Annotated in this window: 19 protein-coding genes; 2 read left to right on the forward strand and 17 right to left on the reverse strand. The window is 67.4% G+C overall.

Going from position 1 to position 19316, the window contains the following annotated elements; translation table 11 throughout:
• Nucleotides 1-50 precede the first annotated feature (50 nt).
• The 15 genes from ASE48_RS05640 to secA2 form a co-directional block, all read right to left on the reverse strand.
• Nucleotides 51-974, reverse strand: a complete 924-nt coding sequence (locus tag ASE48_RS05640) for a LysR family transcriptional regulator (RefSeq protein ID WP_057166070.1) — start codon at nucleotides 972-974, stop codon at nucleotides 51-53.
• On the reverse strand, nucleotides 971-2251 hold the full coding sequence (locus tag ASE48_RS05645) for a TRAP transporter large permease (RefSeq protein ID WP_156409065.1): 1281 nt from the start codon (nucleotides 2249-2251) through the stop codon (nucleotides 971-973). Before ASE48_RS05645 ends, ASE48_RS05640 begins: the two co-directional genes overlap by 4 nt.
• Nucleotides 2248-2826, reverse strand: coding sequence for a TRAP transporter small permease (locus tag ASE48_RS05650; protein WP_057166071.1), 579 nt, complete (start codon nucleotides 2824-2826; stop codon nucleotides 2248-2250). Before ASE48_RS05650 ends, ASE48_RS05645 begins: the two co-directional genes overlap by 4 nt.
• Nucleotides 2823-3623 carry a maleate cis-trans isomerase family protein gene (locus tag ASE48_RS05655; RefSeq protein ID WP_057166072.1) on the reverse strand — a complete coding sequence of 267 codons (801 nt, stop codon included), beginning with the start codon at nucleotides 3621-3623 and terminating at the stop codon, nucleotides 2823-2825. Before ASE48_RS05655 ends, ASE48_RS05650 begins: the two co-directional genes overlap by 4 nt.
• On the reverse strand, nucleotides 3620-4621 hold the full coding sequence (locus tag ASE48_RS05660; protein ID WP_057166073.1) for a TRAP transporter substrate-binding protein: 1002 nt from the start codon (nucleotides 4619-4621) through the stop codon (nucleotides 3620-3622). Before ASE48_RS05660 ends, ASE48_RS05655 begins: the two co-directional genes overlap by 4 nt.
• A 449-nt stretch (nucleotides 4622-5070) precedes the next feature.
• Nucleotides 5071-5694 carry a MerR family transcriptional regulator gene (locus ASE48_RS05665; protein WP_057166190.1) on the reverse strand — a complete coding sequence of 208 codons (624 nt, stop codon included), beginning with the start codon at nucleotides 5692-5694 and terminating at the stop codon, nucleotides 5071-5073.
• 213 nt (nucleotides 5695-5907) lie between these two features.
• The gene (locus ASE48_RS05670; RefSeq protein ID WP_057166074.1) at nucleotides 5908-6402 is read right to left on the reverse strand and encodes a bifunctional nuclease family protein; all 495 of its coding nucleotides are present in this window, start codon (nucleotides 6400-6402) and stop codon (nucleotides 5908-5910) included.
• Between the two features lie 45 nt (nucleotides 6403-6447).
• Nucleotides 6448-7191 carry a transcriptional regulator FtsR gene (gene ftsR / locus ASE48_RS05675; RefSeq protein WP_057166075.1) on the reverse strand — a complete coding sequence of 248 codons (744 nt, stop codon included), beginning with the start codon at nucleotides 7189-7191 and terminating at the stop codon, nucleotides 6448-6450.
• Between the two features lie 26 nt (nucleotides 7192-7217).
• Nucleotides 7218-7682 carry a glycogen accumulation regulator GarA gene (gene garA / locus ASE48_RS05680; protein WP_057166076.1) on the reverse strand — a complete coding sequence of 155 codons (465 nt, stop codon included), beginning with the start codon at nucleotides 7680-7682 and terminating at the stop codon, nucleotides 7218-7220.
• A 189-nt stretch (nucleotides 7683-7871) separates the two neighbouring features.
• Nucleotides 7872-8267: a glycine cleavage system protein GcvH gene (gcvH, locus tag ASE48_RS05685; protein WP_057166077.1), complete on the reverse strand. Its 396-nt coding sequence runs from the start codon at nucleotides 8265-8267 to the stop codon at nucleotides 7872-7874.
• A 31-nt stretch (nucleotides 8268-8298) separates the two neighbouring features.
• Entirely contained in the window at nucleotides 8299-9078 is a 780-nt protein-coding gene (locus ASE48_RS05690) for a DUF881 domain-containing protein (RefSeq protein ID WP_057166078.1), read from the reverse strand.
• A gap of 3 nt (nucleotides 9079-9081) precedes the next feature.
• The gene (locus ASE48_RS05695; RefSeq protein WP_024455738.1) at nucleotides 9082-9414 is read right to left on the reverse strand and encodes a small basic family protein; all 333 of its coding nucleotides are present in this window, start codon (nucleotides 9412-9414) and stop codon (nucleotides 9082-9084) included.
• Between the two features lie 26 nt (nucleotides 9415-9440).
• The gene (locus ASE48_RS05700) at nucleotides 9441-10349 is read right to left on the reverse strand and encodes a DUF881 domain-containing protein (protein ID WP_057166079.1); all 909 of its coding nucleotides are present in this window, start codon (nucleotides 10347-10349) and stop codon (nucleotides 9441-9443) included.
• Nucleotides 10342-10962: a CDP-alcohol phosphatidyltransferase family protein gene (locus ASE48_RS05705; RefSeq protein ID WP_057166191.1), complete on the reverse strand. Its 621-nt coding sequence runs from the start codon at nucleotides 10960-10962 to the stop codon at nucleotides 10342-10344. The genes ASE48_RS05700 and ASE48_RS05705 overlap by 8 nt, the downstream gene beginning before the upstream one ends.
• Nucleotides 10963-10972: 10 nt before the next feature.
• A complete protein-coding gene (gene secA2 / locus ASE48_RS05710; RefSeq protein ID WP_235570838.1) occupies nucleotides 10973-13318 on the reverse strand; it encodes an accessory Sec system translocase SecA2 in 2346 nt (781 codons plus the stop codon).
• A 129-nt stretch (nucleotides 13319-13447) separates the two neighbouring features.
• On the opposite strand from secA2, the gene ASE48_RS05715 reads away from it, so the two are divergent.
• Nucleotides 13448-15355 (forward strand): ABC transporter ATP-binding protein/permease, encoded by a 1908-nt coding sequence (locus ASE48_RS05715; RefSeq protein WP_057166081.1) that lies wholly within the window; start codon nucleotides 13448-13450, stop codon nucleotides 15353-15355.
• Between the two features lie 15 nt (nucleotides 15356-15370).
• On the forward strand, nucleotides 15371-17305 hold the full coding sequence (locus ASE48_RS05720; protein ID WP_057166082.1) for an ABC transporter ATP-binding protein/permease: 1935 nt from the start codon (nucleotides 15371-15373) through the stop codon (nucleotides 17303-17305).
• Here the strand turns inward: ASE48_RS05720 and ASE48_RS05725 are convergent.
• Together ASE48_RS05725 and ASE48_RS05730 are read right to left on the reverse strand one after the other, a co-directional pair.
• Nucleotides 17302-18801 carry an FAD-binding protein gene (locus ASE48_RS05725; protein WP_057166083.1) on the reverse strand — a complete coding sequence of 500 codons (1500 nt, stop codon included), beginning with the start codon at nucleotides 18799-18801 and terminating at the stop codon, nucleotides 17302-17304. The two genes, ASE48_RS05720 and ASE48_RS05725, sit on opposite strands and share 4 nt — an antisense overlap.
• A gap of 5 nt (nucleotides 18802-18806) precedes the next feature.
• Nucleotides 18807-19301, reverse strand: coding sequence for a VOC family protein (locus tag ASE48_RS05730; RefSeq protein ID WP_057166084.1), 495 nt, complete (start codon nucleotides 19299-19301; stop codon nucleotides 18807-18809).
• Nucleotides 19302-19316 lie beyond the last annotated feature (15 nt).

The following is a 19316-nucleotide window of genomic DNA, read 5'->3' on the forward strand; positions in this document are numbered from 1 at the left end:
GATTAACAGATGCAGTGCATCTACGGAAGCGATCGATCCGGGTGGGTGGATCAGCTCGCGCCGGTCACCACGGTGCGGCACCGTTCGGCGAAGGCCCCGGCGCGGCGACTCATCCGCATGGACTGCAGTGAGGCCACCACCACCCGCAGCGGTCGCACCTCGTCGGCGAGCGGGACGGCCACCACCCGGCCGCCCGCATAGGTGCTGTCGGTGGCCGGGCGCTGGTGCAGCAGGCTGTAGCCGTGGTCCTGGGCCACCATCGCGCGCACCGTCTCGTAACTGCTGGAGCGGTACTGCACGTTGGGCTGCAGTCCGCGTTCGGTGAAGACGCCGATGAAGTAATCGCGACTGAAGGGCAGATCGACCAGGATCATCGGTTCGTCGACCAGGTCGGCGAGTTTTACGCTGTCCTCTCCGGCCAGCCGGTGCGCGGCCGGAAGTGCTGCGTAGGGGTGGATTTCGGCCAACACGTCGCGATCGATACCGTCACCGAGCGCCAGGTCGTAGGTCAGGGCCACCTCGGCCCGGCCCGATTCCAGGTACTCGCTCACCTCACCGGCGACGGCCTCGGTGACGTGCACTTCCAGGCCGGGGTGGTCCCGTTTCAGCCCCGCCAGGATCGACGGGAGGTAGAACGGCGCGATCGGGCTGAAACACACCACGTGCAGCGGACCCCAGAATGCCTGCGCCTCACCGGCGATCGATTCCAGCGATTCGGCAAGTGCGGTGAGCGTCTGGCGGGCGCGGAGCAGCAACTCTTTGCCGGCCGCGGTGAGGATGAGCCCCTTGGCATGCCGCCGGATGAACAGCTGGACGCCCAGCTCCTTCTCCAGGTGGGCGACGGCCGAGGACACCGCCGACTGCGCGACGTAGAGATCCTCGGCCGCGCGCGTCATGCTTTCCCGCTCGGCGACCCGGATGAAGTAGCGCAGCTGCGTCAGCGAGATGCCGCGCAGCTGGTCCACCCCGGTCATGGCCCACCAAGGACCGTCGGCAGCCAGGTCGCCAGCGCCGGGAAGACGATCACCAGGGCGAGCACGCCGACGGTGGCGATGAGGAACGGGGTGTTGGCGCGCAACACGCCCCACGCGTCCACCTTGGCGATCTTGGCGGCCACCACCAGGGACATCGCCACCGGCGGGGTGACCTGACCGACGATGACGGTGAGCACGATGATGACGCCGAAGTACACCGGGTCGATACCGACGGCGAGCATGGTCGGCAGCATCACCGGCATGATCACCGGGATCAGCGGGTCGAACAGCATGCCGGCCAGAATGGCCACCACCGTCAGCACCACCACGTAGCCGAGCTGGGCGTCACCGGGCACGATCTGCGTGGCGAATGCGGTGAGCGCCTTGGGCAGTCCGGCCATCGCGAGCACCGCGCCGAGGGCGACGGAGACACCGACGATCAGCATCACCTCACCGGTCAGGACCGCGGCCTCGATCAGGCACCGGTACAGCCGTCGCACCCCGAGGGAGCGGAACACCAGCGACGAAATCAGGATGGCGTAGACGACGGCGAAGGCACCGGACTCGGTCGGGGTGAACACACCGAGGGTGAGTCCCAGCACCACCAGCAGCGGCACACCGAAAGCCAGGAAGGCGCCACGAAAGGTGCGCCACACCTCGCGCCAGTTGAACGGGATCTTCTCGCCCCACCCGTTGCGTTTGGCCTGCACCGCCACCACCACCATGAGCACCACGGTCAAGATGACACCGGGGATGATGCCGGCCAGAAAGAGTGCGCCCAGCGAGGTTCCGGTGGCCGCGGCGTACAGGATCATCGGTGAGGACGGCGGGATGAGCGGTCCGATGCCCGACGAGGATGCCGTCACGGCCGCGGCATACGGTCCCGGGTAGCCGTGCTTCTTCATCTGCGGGATGAGCGTGGAACCCGTGCCGGCGAGATCGGCCACCGAGGTGCCGACCATGCCACCGAAGAACAGGCTGGTCGATACGTCGACCTGGGCGAGTCCGCCCGGCAGGGATCCGAAAATCGAACGCGCGAAAGCGAATACCCGTTCGGCCACCCCACCGGCGTTCATCACCACACCGGCGAGGATGAACAGCGGCATGGCCAGCAGCACGAAGCTGCTCATTCCGTCGGTGACCTGTTGCGGGTACTGCAGCATCCAGGAGCCGCCCAGGGTGGCGTACACCGCGACACCACTGGCCATCGCGATGATCAACGGCGTGCCCAGCAGCAGCAGGCCGACGATCACCACCAGGGTGAGAGTCAGGATCACGATTTCTCCTCGTCGAGCTGGCGCAGGATCGCCGCTCGGCACCCAGGCAACTGGAACAGCACGATCAGTGCGGCCACGGTCGCCCCGATGGGCAGCGCAGCGATGAAGAAGCCCTTGGGCAGCCGCAGGTACGGGCTGGGGTCACCCCCGAACTTGGTGACGTACAGGTAGGCGAACCAGGCCAGGTGCAACAGGACCGCGGCGGTCAGCAGATCGGTGCCCAACTTCAGCCAGGTCTGGATCCGGACCGGCAGCCGGCCGACGAAGGCCCGGATCTCGATGGACTCCCGGCGGCGCACCCCGAGGGTGAAGCCCAGCATGGTCAGCCACAGCATCATGCCGGTGACCAGTTCCTCGGTCCAGCCCAGCGGGGAGTTGAAGGCGAACCGCATCACCGCGTTGGCGAACAGGATCAGGGTGATCGCCGCCAGCAGCGCGGCGCAGAGGACCTCGAGCACCCGGTCGATCACCGTGTGCGTACCCGGATTCGGGTCGACGCCGAAGGTGGAGTCGAGTTGCATCTCCACGTCGGTCGGTTCGGCGATCGGATGGTGCGTCTCACGTGCAGTGGTCATGCGGGGGCTCCCGTCGCGTCAGGGTCCAACCTGTCCTCCAGCAGCGCCCCGAAGCCCGGTCGCGCCGCCCGCACGCCAGCGATCTGCAGTGCGTACCAGAACGACGCCTGCACCGCGCTGATCACCGGTTTGCCCAGCTCGGCCTCCAGTGCGGCGATCGCGCCGACGCTGGCGAAGTTCGTGCAGCTGATGAAGACGGCACTCGACTCGTCGGTGTCGGTCTCGACGGCAAGGTCGAACACCCGCTCCAGCGGTACCTCGGCCAGTTCCTGGTCACTGGTGATGCCCAGACCGACGCTCGTGACGACCGGATGGCCGTTCTCGCCGAAGAACCGGCTCGCCCGGTCGATCACCTCCTGCCGGTAGGGCGTCACGAGGCTGATCGGCCCGGCGCCGACCGCCTTGAGCGCGGCGATGCTCGCGGTCGAGGTGGTGGTGCAACGACCGGTGAGCCCGCTCCACTGCTCGAAGTGGCCGACCAGCATGCGATCCCACGCGGTGCCGTGCAGAAACGACGCGCTGGTGCCACCGAAGACCAGGACATCCAGTGGCGCCTGGGCCACCAACTCGACGGCGGTCCGCAGCTCGGGCGAGCGCATCATCGCGTCGATACCGTCGACGGTGACGCTGGGCAGCGTGACCCGGCTGGTGTGGATGGTCGCGCCGGGGGTGGCCATGGCATACATCTCGGCCTCCATCAGCGTGCTGGATGCCATGTACACCAGCCCGATCCGGGTCGCCGTGTTCAGCGCCCCGAGCGGGAGTCTGGGCCGTGCCCGGTGCTGGGCCGGGGTCACTGGCGGTACTCGGCGAGCACCCGGTCGGCGAAGTCGCCGGGGATCCCCGCGGCGATCTCGTCGCGCACACCGCTGACCGCCTCACTGAGCTGATTCACATCGGCCTCGTTGACCTGCACGCCGGCGCCTTCGAACTTGGCGATCAGCTGCTCGTCGGCCTCCGCGCCGGCCGTCCTGCTGGTGGCCGCGGCGGCGGTGGCCGCCGTTTCCAGACCCTGCTGAATCTCGGGCGACAGTCCCTGCCAAGTGTCCTCGTTGACGGTGAGGTAGACCGGGCTGTAGATGTGCGATGTCATCGACAGGTAGGGCTGCTTCTCGTAGAAGGAGAAGGCGTCGATGACCTTGAGCGGGTTCTCCTGGCCGTCGAGCACGCCCTGATCGAGCGCGAGGTAGGCCTCACCGATATCGATCTGGGTGGGCGCCGCGCCGAGCGCCTCGAACAGCGCGACCCGCGCCGGGTTCCCGGGCACCCGGATCTTCAGGCCGGCCAGATCCGCGGAGGTGACGATGGGCCGCTTGCTGTTGGTGATCTGACGGAACCCGTTCTCCCCGAAGCCCAGAACCCTGGCCCCGACCGTCTCGACGAGTGACTCGCTCAGTTCGTCACCGAAGGGTCCGTCCAGGAAACCCGAGACGGTGTCGCGGTCGGTGAACAGGAAGGGCATGTCCATGATGCCGAAGGTCGGGTCCAGGTTCGCCACCGAGCCGCTGACCGCGGCAATGTCGATCGCGCCGGCGCGCAGGCCCTGAAGCACGGCCTCCTCGTCGCCGATCGCCCCGCCGCTCTGCACCGTCACCGAGACCGAGTTGCCGAGTTCCTTCTGCACCTCGTCGGCGAAGGCGAGCAGCATGTCGGCCAGCGGGTCGCCGGCACTGGTCTCCACCGCCAGCGTGAGTGTCGTTGCACCGGAGCTGTTCTCGGTTGAACTCGAGCATCCGGCCAGCGCAAGTGCAGCGGCCAACCCGGACGCGGCAATCGCCTTCGACAGTGACTTCATCGTTTTCCTCTCATGGGCCCAACGTTTTTCGGGATCGAGTGTGTTTCCGGGCCGGCGCCGATGCCAACGCGATGGAGTCAAGATTCCGAGTACAGGTGGACCCGCGTCAAACAGTCAAAAGCGGCTGCCTGCATCTGTCAAACAGATGCTACGTAACACGAATTTAACTGCGGCAGAAGATACTTCGGCGTGACATCCGCGTAACGCGGCTGCGGTTCACTACCGGGTTGGGAGCCATCGGGTGGCCGCCGTTTTCCTGGGAGTTTTCGGGGCCGGCGGAGCGCTGCGCCGCGCCGGTCGGGGTCGGCGCAGCTGAAATCGGGGTGGTGTGATCAAACTCATCGCCGGGGTGGGCGCCGCAACTGTGTCCAACACCATGGTGGCGCGGAGCGGAGAAGACATCAAAAAGGGCCGCCGCAGCGGCCCTCTTCGATGTGGTGCGGCGTATCTCAGCCGATTTTGCGGTCGCGGGTCTTACGCCGCGAGGCCAGTTCGTCCTCCGGGGCGGCGATCGATTCGCCGCCGTCGGCACGTTCTCCCGGGAAGTCGGCGATCGCGCCGGTCAGTTCCCGCATGGCACCCGAGACCGCGATCCCGAACACGCCCTGCCCGCCTTGCAGGAGGTCGACGACCTCTTCGGCGGAGGTGCACTCGTACACGGTGGTGCCATCGGAGAACAGGGTGATGTTGGCGAGATCCTGCACCCCGCGTTGACGCAGGTGATCCACCGCGACCCGGATGTTGTGCAGGGAGATACCGGTGTCGAGCAGACGCTTGACGATCTTGAGGACCAGGACGTCCTTGAAGGAGTACAGCCGTTGGCTGCCCGATCCGGCGGCGCCACGGATCGATGGCACAACCAGCGAGGTGCGCGCCCAGTAGTCGAGCTGCCGATAGGTGATGCCGGCGATCTGGCAGGCGCTCGGTCCGCGGTAGCCGACCAGCTCGTCCGGGATCGAGTTGTCCGGGAACAGACCGCCCTGCACGGGTTCGCCGGGTGCGCTGCTCACGGGCGGCGTGGAACCGCCGGCTGAAGACAGATCCAACTCCCCCTGATGTGGCGTGTCGCCCACAGTCCATCCTCTCGCCGTCGCCCCCGGGCCCGTGACCGTACCCGCGTCACGTCCGAGTTTGAATGTGTCGAGCATACGCTCAACACATTGCTGCTACTGCTTGTCGTCGATCAAAATTATGGCTGCCCATTTCCCGTGCGGCTCACACTCGACCCGCGTGTCGAACTCACGAGACGCATCCGTGATGTTCGACGTCACGCGGCCGGAGCAGGGTCAGGTGGCCTTGAAATCATCGGGTGAGACGCTGTCGAGGAATTCCTTGAACTTCTCGACCTCGTCCTCGCGGACCGTTCCGTCGGTCTCCTCGTCGGTCTCGTCGGGTATCAGCAGCCCGGCCTCGGCCAGTACCGCTTCCTCGACGTAGATCGGCACCCCGACGCGCAGCGCGATGGCCACCGAGTCCGAGGGTCTGGCCGAGACCTTGATATCGCGGTCGAAGATCAGGTCGGCGTAGAAGGTGCCCTCCTGCAGATCGACGATGCGCACCTCTTTGAGCGAATGGCCCAGGGCAGCAATCAGATCCCGGATGAGGTCATGGGTGAGCGGGCGTGGCGCCTCGACACCCTGCTGTTCCTGCGCGATCGCGGCGGCCTCGGACTGCCCGATCCAGATCGGCAGGTAGCGGTCACCATTCGACTCGCGCAGCAACAGCACCGGCTGATTCTGGGGTTGCTCCACACGAATACCGACTACCCGAACCTCACCCATCAGCGCCTGCCCTCCGCAACGAAGCCGTCGAGGAAAGTCTAGTCCTCAACGATCGAGAACGTCTCGCACAGCGGACTTGATCAACGACGTGTGCAAGGTGATCGCCAGCGCCGCCACCTCCCGGGCCAGGTCGTCGGCGCGGTCGCGGGCGCCGGCCTTGCCCGCGGCCGCCACCGGCCCGGCGATCTGGGCGATCAGATCGGACTGCCGGTCGGCTGCCGACCGGAACGCCCGCAGATGCCGGGGTTCGACACCGTAGTCGGCCAGCGCCCGCGCGCACTGCGCGATGGTGACCGAATGTTCGTCGAAGAATCCGGCCGGTCCGGGCTTGATGACCCCCGCGGTGACCAGTGCCGCCAGCAGCGCGTTGTCCACACCCGACCGGGACAGCAGGTCCTCCCGGCTGAGCCGCACCTGTGCCGGTGCCACCGCGTCGGTGCCCGCATGGTCGGTGTCGGCGCTCGCATCCCCGGTGATCTGGACCAGGCGCGGGACCGTGTACGCGGAGCCGAGCGCAGGCAGTTCGCCGTCGGGTTGGGCGTCGAGTTGGGCCTTGATGACCTTCAGCGGCAGATACTGCTCACGCTGCGCGGTCAGGACAAACCGCAGCCGCGCGCAGTCGTAGGCGGTGAACCGGCGATAGCCCGCCGCTGAGCGCTGCGGGGTGACCAGCCCTTCGGCCTCCAGGAACCGGATCTTCGAGATCGTCACGTCCGGGAAGTCCGGGCGCAGCAGATCCAGAACCGCTCCGATGGACATCCCGGCGGGCGCCGGTTCGGGCTGGGTCATCTAGTCCTCGCGCGAGCGCTCCGCAGTCAGCCTGCGTCGTCGGTCTTCGGCCCGGTCAGGAACACCAGGCGGAACTTGCCGATCTGCACCTCGTCGCCGTTGGCCAGCACGGCGGAGTCCACCGGCTCACGATTGACGTAGGTGCCGTTGAGGCTACCGACGTCGACCACCTGGAACTCGCCGGACTCCAGCCGGAACTCGGCGTGCCGACGGCTCACGGTGACGTCATCGAGGAAGATGTCGCTGTCGGGGTGGCGACCGGCCGAGGTGGTGGCCTGGTCGAGCAGGAAGCGCGAGCCCGCGTTGGGGCCCCGCTTGACGACGAGAAGTGCCGAACCCGCAGGCAGCCCCTCGACGCCCGACACCGAACTCTCGGTGCCGGTGCTGGCCGGGGCATCCAGTTCATTCAGGAAATCAGCGCGGAAAACCGATGTCGTCTCCACTGTGACTTCATCGGACTGGTCGGCCTGAAAGTTGCTGTTTTCCGTCACCCGCTGCTCCTCTACTGGCTGCTGTGGCGTGCTTGTCCGGCGGCCGGCGCTGGCCCCCCGACCGTCATTGCGTCTTACGACGACCGTACCGCGCCGGGCAGGCCATTGGGTCCACCACCGCCGGATCCGGTCACGCAGACTTGCTCACGCTTGTCGCTGATCAACCGATCCGCAAAACCCTAACAACCCCTACTCGGGGAGAATCCCGCGGTAGCCGTCCGCGTCCAAAAGGTCCGGGAGCGGACCGGCGGGCGCGGCGGTCTCGGTCTGCAGTTCGACCAGCCAGCCGGCCCCGTAGGGATCGGAGTTCACCAGCTCCGGGCTGCCCTCGAGCTCACCGTTGACCGCAACGACTTTCGCGGTGATCGGGGCGTAGAGGTCCGACAGCGATTTGGTGGATTCCACCTCACCGAACGCATCGCCGGCGGCGACCGCTGCGCCCACATCGGGCAGCTGCACGAACACCACGTCGCCGAGGGCGGCCTGCGCGTAGTCGGTGATGCCGACCCGCACGGTGTCCTCGCCGGTGCGTCGCACCCATTCGTGCTCGGCGGTGTACTGCAGATCGGACGGGATCTCGCTCACGGGACTCCTTCGGCGGCGGGACTCGGGCGCACTACTTGACGGGCTGAGCGTATTGGCGAGGTTTCGGTTGCCGCAAGGCGGTCACCTCGACGGACTCGGACTGGGTCACCGTCATCGCGCCGCCGACCCGTTTCACGCTGTCCATCGCCCCGCCCGGAATGTTCATCGCGGCCGACAGGGTGGGCGGATCACCAATCGCCAGAACCGAATACGGCGACCCGAGCGTGACCCCGTCGATGATCAGAGCGCCCGGCGCGCCGACCACCCAGGTGTCCACGCCCACGCGCACCGCCCCGCCGGCCCCGCTTCCCCGGATCTCCATGGCCTCGGCGCCCGCGGCCCGCAATTCGTTGATCACATCGAGCATCGTCTCCGGCGACACGCCGCGCGCGTTGTCCTGGACGTTGATCGTCACGCCCGGGCCGACGGCGGCCACGGCGCCGATCAGGATGGACAGCGCCGCCAGCCTGGCCTGAGCGTTCTCGATGGCCGCCTGATCGCTGCTGCCGGAAGCCTGCAGTGAGTTCAGGGTCTGCTGCAAATCCGCCACCTCGGTGTTGAGCGCGGCTTCCCGCTGCTGCAGGGAATCCAGCAGCACCAGCAGGTCGGCCGGCCGTGCGGTCTCCAGCGAATCCCCGGATCCGGTCTGCCGGACCTGGGTGACGATCGCGATGCCGAGCAACATGCACAACAGGACGCCGAGAGCGCCGAAGATCCATTGCGACCGGGTCCGGCCGGCCTGCGCCGCGGCATCCTCCGGCAACTCGTGGCGGCCGTGCTCGGGCTGCTCGTCACCGTCGTGCTCAGCCATCTCTCACGCCCCGAACAGCCTGCGCCGCAACGCGGCAGCGTTACCGAAGATACGGATGCCGAGCACGACGATGATCGCCGTGGACAATTGGGTGCCGACACCGAGCTGGTCGCCCACGTAGACGATGAGCGCGGCCACCAGCACGTTGAAGACGAAGGAGACGACGAACACCTTCGCGTCGAAGATCCGCTCGAGATAGGCGCGCAGCCCACCGAACACCGCGTCCAGCGCCGCCACCACGGCGATGGGCAGGTACGGCTGGATCGCCTCGGGCACGCTCGGGTGGAAGACCAGCCCCAGCACGATGCCGACGACGAGTGCGGCGATGCCGATCATGTGTGGATCACACTCAGTCCCATACCTCAACGCTCAATCTGTTTGGCGAAGCGGATCTCTCGTACCGAACCGCCGGGCACGCTCAGCGCCTCGCCGGTACTGACCGTAACCCCCACGCCGTAGGACTGCTGCAGCAACGTGAGGCGCTGCATCCCGGGACTGCGGTTGAACACGTCCTGCAGGGCGTGTGGCGGCCCCAGCGCGATGACGGCATACGGACTGGTGATCGGGCGGTTGTCGACGAGGATGCCGCCGCCGGCCTGCCGGATGGTGACATTGGGACCGATCCGCACCCCGCCGACCGCGATCGCCTCGGCTCCCCCGACCCACAGCGAGTTGACCACCAGCTGCAGATCTCGGTCCAGGATCGCCTGCTGGCTGCCCGCGACCCGCTGTTTGGACACGTCGGTGAGATCGCGGGACATGCCGGGGTCGGTCACGGTGACCTCAAGGCCGGGCCCGATCGCGGGGGTGACCGCGGCCTCGAACTCCGCCTCGTCGAGCGCGGCGAGCAGCGCCCGGCCCTGTGCGTCGCCGGCCAGGCGGCTGCGGCGCTCGGTCTCCACCTCGGCGGCCAGCCCGTCCCTGGTTGCCTCGACGGCGTCGGTGCGGTTCTCGCCGGTCCGCACGCTGTCGGCCAGCACCAGCTGGGTCTGCCGATTGGCCGGCGCCACCGACTGCGCCTGCGCGGCGGCCACGGCGAACACCACCGCCACGGTCAACCCGGCCAGCAATGTCCAGCCCCCGGAGCGCAACCGGCCGGCGGGCCGGTCGTGGCGGGCCGACGCGGCGGCCGCGTAACCGGGGTCGAGGTGATCGGAGAGCAGCGAACGTAGCAGCGACGGCACCGGGATGCGTTGCGGCGCACCGGCTTCGTGATGGTTGAGTCCGGCCTCGGGGTGATAGCCACCCAGCGAACTCACGGGATCAACCATTTCCGGGTATCCCCCGGCTCGCCGCGGCGGTGCGGGGCAGTCGCTTGATCACCAGCCCCACCTGCGCCAGGTAGAGCACCGCCGACCACAGGTACAGCGCCATCCCCCAGATCAGGAACGCCCACCCGATGGCCAGGATCACCCGGCTCCACAGCGCGTCGAACTGGCCCAGCAGCACGAACGGCAGCCCGGACATCAGCGCGAATGTCGCGGCCTTGCCCAGATAGGTGACCGGCAGCGCGGTGAGCCCACGACTGCGCAGCACCGGCAGCGTCGCGGCCAGCACCACGTCCCGGCCGATCAGCACCGCGACGAACCACCACGGCACCACCCCGGCGACGGCCAGGGCCACCGGCGTCACCACCATGTAGATCCGGTCGACGGCCGGGTCGAGAAGCTCCCCGAGTCGCGAGGACTGATCGGCGACGAGCCGGGCGATCTTGCCGTCCGCCCAATCGGAGAACCCGCTGAACATCAGCACCGCGACCGCCCAACCGATGGCACCGGTGAACAGCAGATACAGAAAGACCGGCACCAGCAGCAGGCGCAGCACACTCAGCGCATTGGGGATCGTGAAGATCCGATCCCTGCCTTCGCCCCCTGAAGGCTCCATGACGGTCAACCTAGCGGAAGACACCCGGCAGGCTCAGCGCCGACATGACGTTGTCGGCCAGCGGGTCGTCGTGAATCATGTACGTCCACGTCGAGGTCGGGCGAGCCAGCCTGGTCAGGTCCAGGCCGGTCTCGCCGCCGACGATATTGGCGGTGTCGAAGGTCTGCTGGGCCGCCTCGATGGCGTCGGCCGCCAGCGAGGCGAAGGCGTCGACCGCCATCCGGTGGAACTCGTCGAGCGGGCTCTGGTTGCCCAGTGCGCGCAGGCTGATGCTCTCCCGGATGTCGGCGAGGTACGCCAGGTGATCGGCCCAGCCCCGGTCCAGGTGATACAGCATGATCAGCCGGCAGATCTCGTCGAGCCGTTCCTCGGAGACCGATTCGGCGATCTGCTCATAGCGTTTCGGCGAACGTTCCTGCAGCTCTTCGCGCGCCGTGGCGGTGCGCAGCAGGGTGTCGCGGCGGTCGACCAGGATGGCGCGCTGCTGCGCGGTGAGCTGGTTGTAGCGCCAGGTGTTGGCGTGCAGGTCCAGCGTCTTGCCCTCGGCGACCCGCTGGGCGTGGTCGAGCAGGGTGGCCGCCTTGGTGCTGGTGACCTTGCCGTCCTCGTCGGTCTGCAACGGCAGCTTGTTGGGTTCCAGGAAGGACACCACCACGTCGTCCTCCCAGCTGGAGAAGAACACCGAGGAACCCGGGTCGCCCTGGCGGCCGGCGCGGCCGCGCAGCTGGTTGTCCAGCCGCTCGGTGTAGTGCCGTCCGGTGCCGATGACGTGCAGACCGCCCAGCTCGGCGACCTCATCGTGCTGGGCCTCATCCGAGCCGCCGAGGCGGATGTCAGTACCGCGGCCGGCCATCTGGGTGGACACCGTGACCCGGCCCTGCGCGCCGGCCTCGGCGATCACGGCCGCCTCTTCGGCGTCGTTCTTGGCGTTCAGCACCACCGCCGGGATACCGGCCTTCACCAGTCGTTCGTGCAGTTCCTCGGATTCGGCGACATCGCGGGTGCCGACGAGGATCGGCTGCGACGATGCGTGCACCTCGGTGATGTGCTCGACGATGGCGTCGTTCTTGGCGGCCACCGTGATGTAGACCCGGTCCGACTCGTCCTCGCGCATGTTCGGCTTGTTGGACGGGATCGGTGAGACCCCCAGCTTGTAGAACTGGCGCAGCTGCTCGCCGGCGGCCAGCGCGGTACCGGTCATCCCGCACACCCGCGGGTACCGGTTGATCAGTGCCTGCACGGTGATGGTGTCGAGCACCTCACCGGTCTCGGTGATGTCAATGCCCTCCTTGGCCTCGACCGCCGCCTGCAGGCCGTCGGGCCAGCGCTGCAGCGAGGCGATGCGGCCGCGGGAGGCGTTGATCAGGTGTACGGCGTCGTCGCGGACGATGTAGTGCACATCGCGCTCCAGCAGCACATGCGCGTGCAGCGCCACGTTGATCTCGGTGAGCGTGGTGCCGACGTGTTCCTCGGAGTACAGGTCGATCCCGCCGAGGGCCGCCTCCAGCCGACGCGCACCGGCATCGGTGAGCTGCACGTTGCGGCGGTCGGCGTCGGTCTCGTATTCGGCGTTCTCGCGCAGCTCGCCGACGAGCTTGATGATCTCCAGCCGCGGGGTCTCGCGGTGTGAGGTGCCGGCCAGCACCAGCGGGACCAGGGCCTCGTCGACCAGCACCGAGTCGGCCTCGTCGATCAGCGCCACGTCCGGGCTGGGTGAGACCAGATCGTCCACCGAGATGACCAACTGATCGCGCAGCACGTCGAAGCCGATCTCGTTGACCGAGCCGTAGGTGACATTGCAGCCATAGGCCTTGCGGCGCTGCTCGGGCGTCGCGTCGGCGGTGATCCAGCCGACGGTCAGACCGAGCGCCTCCAGCAGGGGGGCCATCCATTCGGCGTCGCGGCGGGCCAGGTAGTCGTTGACGGAGATGACGTGCACGCTGCGGCCCGCGATGGCGTAGCCGGCCGCCGCGATCGCGCCTGCCAGGGTCTTACCTTCACCGGTGGCCATCTCGACCACATCGCCGGCGAGCATGCGCAGCGCCCCGAGCAGCTGGACGTCGAAGGGTCGCAGGGAGATCGACCGGTCGGCCGCTTCCCGCACGATGGCCAAAAACTGCGGGATATCGCTGGAGTCGGCGAGCTCGTCGAGGTTCAGCAGGCCCGCGGCCTTGCGCAGCTGCTCATCGTCGAGGCCGGCGGCCTTCTCGTCGAATGTCGACGAGGCGCGGACCTGGGTCATGGAGCGCGCCTGGTCCTTGTCGGTGCTCGCGCCGAGCAGCTTCCAGAATCGGTTGCTCAACCCGCCTGATTTCGAGCCACCGGACTTGGACGCCTTCGAGGTCTTGGAACTCACAGCCACATTCATACGGTACGCGGCAGCGGCACGGTGGCCGCACTGCCGTGGCGCGGCGCCACGGCACCTACGCTGCGGTAGCTTCCTGCCAACAGCACGCCAACGGCCGGCACCGTCGAACGGACAGAGATGGACACAGCGACGCTCGGCCCGTCGATCGACTGGAGTACCGAGTTCGGGCGTTCGGCGCGGTGGATCCTCGAAGCGTTCGGTGTCACCGCGGCCTGTCTGGCGATCGTGATCGCCGTGGCGGCCCGCCGCACCGAGTGGGGCCGTCAGTTCGTCCGCATCACCGGCAGCTTCTTCACCGGCAGGGGCAGCGCGCCGGTGTGGCTGGCCCTGGGCACCCTGTTGCTCTCGACGATCATCGCGGTCCGGCTCAGCGTGTTGATCAGCTATTACACCAACGACCTGTTCACCTCCCTGCAGATGGCATTTCAGGGCAGCGGCACCGGCGACGACTCGCTCAAGGCCGATGGCATCTCACATTTCTGGGATGCCCTGCTGGTCTACCTCGTGCTCGCCGTGCTGTTCATGACGCGCTACTTCGCCGACCTGTACCTCACCCAGCGCTTCCTGATCCGGTGGCGGCTGTGGCTGACCCGCCACGTCCTCGACGACTGGCTCGCCGGGCACGCCTATTTCCGTGGCCGGTTCGTCCGCGATGCGGTCGACAACCCCGACCAGCGGATCCAGGCCGACGTCGACATCGTGACCACCGGCTCGGCGGAGGAGAACAATCCGGCGCACGGCTCCAACCACATCCTGTTGTTCGGCGCGATCGAGTCCATGCTGACGGTCGCCTCGTTCGGGGTCATCCTGTGGAACCTGTCCGGGCCGCTGAACCTGCTGGGCATCGTGATCCCGCGGGCGCTGTTCTGGACGGTGATCGTCTACGTGCTGGCCGCCACCGTCGTCGCGTTCTGGATCGGCCGCCCGCTGATCCGGTTGAGCTTCCGCAACGAGGTCCGCAACGCCGGCTTCCGGTTCGCGATGATCCGGCTCAAGGAAGCCGCCGCGGGCGTCGGGCTGTACCGGGGAGAGCCGGCCGAACGACGCGGGCTCGACGAACGTCTGGTCGGGGTGATCGGCAACTACCGGAATTGGCTGAACCGGATGATGCTGTTCCTGGGCTGGAATGTGTCGATGAGCCAGGCCATCAATCCGCTGCCCTATGTCGTGCAGGCCCAACGGCTGTTCTCCCAGCAGATCTCCTTCGGCGATGTCATGCAGTCGGCCACCGCGTTCCATGCCATCCATGACGGGCTGTCCTTCTTCCGCACCAGTTACGACGCGTTCGCCGGGTTCCGGGCCGCGCTGATCCGGCTCGACGGACTGCTGGACGCCAACCGGCGGGCGCGGGCCATGCCCGGGATCGATTACCTTCCGCCGGCCGATGACGCGGTCCGGCTGCACGGCGTGGAGGTCCGCACCCCGGACGGCCGCCGGCTGGTCGACAGGCTGAACCTGACGCTGGAAAGCGGGGCCACCCTGTTGGTCACCGGGCCGTCCGGGGTGGGTAAGTCGGTGCTGTTGCAGAGCCTGGCCGGGTTGTGGCCCTACACGTCCGGTCACGCGCAGTACCCGCTGGACAGCATGTTCATCCCGCAGGTGCCGTATCTGCCGCTGGGGACACTGCGCACGGTGGTGGCCTATCCGCACGACCGCGCCGGGTTCAGCGATGACGCCATCCAGCGGGTGCTGCTGCAGGTGGCACTGCCGCACCTGGTCCTGCAGCTCGGCGACACCCGTGATTGGGCGGCCATCCTGTCCCCCGGTGAACAACAGCGCATCGCGTTCGCCCGGGTGTTGCTGCACCGCCCGCCGCTGGTGTGCCTGGACGAATCCACCTCGGCGCTCGACGAGGGCCTCGAGCTCACGCTCTATCAGCTGCTGCAGGCCGAGCTGCCCGGCACCACCGTGGTCAGCGTCAGCCATCGCCGCACGGTGCACCGATTCCATGAACACCGGCTCGATCTGCTCGGCGACGGCCGCTGGTCCGACAGCACCCTCCGACCACCTGTCGACAGCTTCTAGGGGTACCTTGCCCGCATGGAAATGTTCACCACGTCCCTCGACTGGGGCAGTGAGCTCGTCACCTCGCTGATCTGGATCGCCAAGGCGTGGGCGATGGCCGCTTGCGGCACCCTGGTGGTGCTCTTCCTGCTCGGCAGGTTCACCACCTGGGGCCGCCAGTTCTGGCGTGTCACCGGCGCCTACTTCACCGGCCGCGAGTCGGTGAAGGCGTGGGCGTGGCTCGGCGCGATCCTGCTGTCGGTGATCTCCGGGGTCCGCCTCGATGTGCTGTTCAGCTTCCAGGGCAACGACATGATGACCGGCGCCCAGGTGGCAGTGCAGGGCCTGTCCAGTGGTGACGAGGCGGTCCGGCAGTCCGGCGTGGACGGGTTCTGGACGGCGCTGTGGATGTTCGCGCTCCTGGCGACCATTCACGTTGCGCGGGTAATGCTCGACCTGTACATGATGCAGCGTTTCATGCTGGCGTGGCGGACCTGGCTGACCGCCCGGCTGACGGCAGATTGGCTCGACGGCAAGGCCTATTACCGCAGCCGGTTCATCGATGACACCATCGACAACCCGGATCAGCGAATCCAGTCCGATATCGACATCTTCACCACCAACGTCGGCCCGCTGCCGAATACGCCCAACAACACCAGCGGATCCACCCTGCTGTTCGGCGCCATCTCGGCCGTCGTCTCGGTGATTTCGTTCGCGCTGATTCTGTGGAACCTGTCCGGCGATCTGGAGCTCTTCGGAGTCACGGTGCCGCGAGCGATGTTCCTGATCGCGTTCGTCTACGTCTTCATCGCCACGATCATCGCGTTCTGGATCGGCCGCCCGATCATCCGGTTGAGCTTCGACAACGAGAAGTACAACGCCGCGTTCCGTTACGCGCTGGTCCGCCTGCGCGACGCCTCGGAGTCGGTGGCGTTCTACCGCGGCGAGGTCGCCGAACGGGTGCAGCTACGCAATCGGTTCGAGCCGATCGTGTCGAACTATCAGCGCTTCATCAATCGGTCGGTCGGGTTCTACGGGTGGAACTTGACCATCAGCCAGATCATCAACCCACTGCCCTGGGTCATCCAGGCGCCGCGGCTGTTCAGCGGGAACATCCAGCTCGGCGACGTCTCCCAGACCGGTTCGGCATTCGGCCAGATCCAGGAATCGCTGTCGTTCTTCCGTAACTCCTATGACGCGTTCGCCGGCTGGCGGGCCTCGATCATCCGTCTGCACGGGCTGGTGATCGCCAACGAGGAAGGCCGCGCCCTCCCCGAACTCAACGTGGAGCCGTGCGGCAGCTGCCCGGTGGAGTTGCACGATATCGATGTCCATACCCCCACCGGCGAATGCCTGATCGAGAATCTGAACCTGGAGATGTACCCGGGTGACACGCTGATCGTGACCGGTCAGTCCGGCACCGGTAAGACCACGCTGCTGCGCAGCCTCGCCCAGCTGTGGCCGTACACATCGGGCACGCTGCGTTGCCCGGACGGCATCAACGAGACGATGTTCCTGTCCCAGCTGCCCTACGTGCCGCTGGGTGATCTGCGCGCCGTGGTGTCCTACCCCAAGGGCCCCGACGTGCTCACCGACGCCGAGCTGCAGGTGGCCTTGGACAAGGTGTCGCTACCGCAGTGCGCAAGACGCCTCGGCGAGCTGGCGGACTGGGCCAAGGTGCTCTCCCCGGGCGAGCAGCAGCGCATCGCCTTCGCCCGGGTGCTGCTGACCAAACCGCGGGTGGTGTTCTTCGATGAGGCCACCTCGGCGCTGGACGAGGGCCTGGAGTACACCATGTACGACCTGGTGCGCCGGGAACTCCCGGACACCATCCTGGTCAGCGTCACCCACCGCAGCACCGTCGGTCAACACCATGAGCGGCACCTGCACCTGCTCGGCGGCGGCAACTGGATCCTCGGCGATGTCGACGATGACATCGACAAGCCCGACAAGGAACCCGAGCCCAGCTAGGCGCTGCGCACGCCCGCGCGTCGCCCTGCGTGGTCTCCCGCCCGCCGCCCGAAAAAGGACCCCTCGCCCAGCTGCACCCCGCTGGCGTAACCCTTGCCGTCGCGGGCGATGTTGGATGCGCACGCACCGGCGGCGTAGAGCCCGGGGACCGGGCTGCCGTCGGCGCGCAGCACCTCACCGTCGATCGACACCGTCAGCCCACCCATGGTGAACCCGGAGTACATCGCCACCCCGAGGGTCAGATCGAAGGCTGCCCACGGCCCGGTGTCCTGCACGGCGATGTAGTCGGGCTGCTTGTGGAAATCGGGATCGGTTCCGGCCGCGGCGTTCTCGTTGTACCGGGCCAGCGAGGCGGCCAGCTTGCCTTCCGGGATGCCGAGCGCGGATTCCATTTCGGCGACCGTCTCGAAGCCGTCGATGAACTTGATCAGCGGCATCTCCGGCATCTGCATGTGCGCCTCGTCGACGATGAGATACGCCGCCTGGTCGGGTTGCTCGAGGACGAACGCCGAGGTCCGCGAATGATAGGAGTCCTCGGCGACGAACCGCTGCCCGTCCTTGTTGACGATGATGCCGGTCAGCAGGATCTCCGGCGGATAGGCCGCGGCGGTGATGAACAGCTGGTCGAGATTCTTCGCGACGCCGCCGGCCGATACCCCGAGCCGGATGCCCAGGCCGTCGTCGTTGGGGTTGCCCAGGATGTAGGGCGCCACCATGCCGTGGTGTTTGGTCTTGCGTTCCTGGCCGAGTGCCGGGGTGTACTGGGCGACCATCTCCGGGTTCATCGCGAACCCACCCGCGGCGATCACCACCGACTTCGCCCTCACCGCACCGGTTTCGGTGAAGTGCTTCCAGTTCACCCCGACCACGGCACCGTCCTCGACGATGAGGTTGGTGGCGCCGGTCTCGTAGCGGATCTGGACGCCGAGTTCGGCGGCGCGCTTGAGCAGCAGTTCGATGACCATGTTGGCTCCACCGAGTTCGCCGGGTACCGGCACCGAGTGACCGCGCGGGGCGGGGGCGGCCTGTTCGATGAACGGCCACACCTTCTCGTTGCCGGTGTAGGACAGGCCCTCGGTGCCCGGTGGCACCACCACCTTGCCCGGGTAGTAGCTGCGCTCGAACTGAAATCCCAGCGACTCAAGCCAATTGAAGTGGTCGACGCTGCCTTCGCAGTAGGCGCGGATCTTGTCCAGCTCGGGATCCTCGGTCACCGCGACGAGGTACTCGTACATCGCCTCGGCGGTGTCGGCGTGCCCGGTGGCCTCCTGTACGGCGGTGCCGCCGCCGAGGTAGAAATGACCGCCGGCCATCGAGGTGGTACCGCCGGCGGCGGCGGCGCGTTCCAGCACCAGCACCCGGGCGCCGGCCGCGGCGGCCGATACCGCCGCGCATCCCCCGGCGATGCCGAAACCGACGACCACGACGTCGACCTCGTCGGACCAGTCCGCCGCATCGGCGACGGTCAGGGTGTCCGGAATCTGCTGCAGTGTCATATCTCTCACTTCTGCTCGTTCTTGATGTGGTCGAAGACGGCCTGGATGTCGGCCGGGATGTGGGCGATCTCGATGAACGGCACGCCGGCGCCGGCGGCGCTGACATAGGCGAAACGCATCCCGCCGGGCATGACGCCCTGCATGACGACCGGTGCGCCGCCGGCTTGCGCGTCACGCACCGCGGTATCGAACCCGGCCTCGTCGGCGGCGGCCATGCAGATGTGGTGCAGACCGGGTCCGGAGGTGGCCAGAAACTCGGCGTAGATGCTCTCGCCGTCGACCGGCGCGATCAGCTCGAGCTGTAGGTCGCCGGCATAGCTGAGCGAGATGTCGGCGGTGAAGTCGGCAGGCTCACCGCGGTGGGTGCAACTGTCCGGGCCGAAGTGGATGCCGGGCATGCGCACCCACTTCTTGGCGCCGAGCAACGCGGTCAGCGTCCGCTCGGTGGTGTCGAGGTCGCGGGTCACCCAAGCAACCTGGACAGGTGTCTGATTCAGCATCGCCAGTGAGGATAT

It is taken from the genome of Mycobacterium sp. Root265, assembly GCF_001428895.1.
GTDB lineage: Bacteria > Actinomycetota > Actinomycetes > Mycobacteriales > Mycobacteriaceae > Mycobacterium.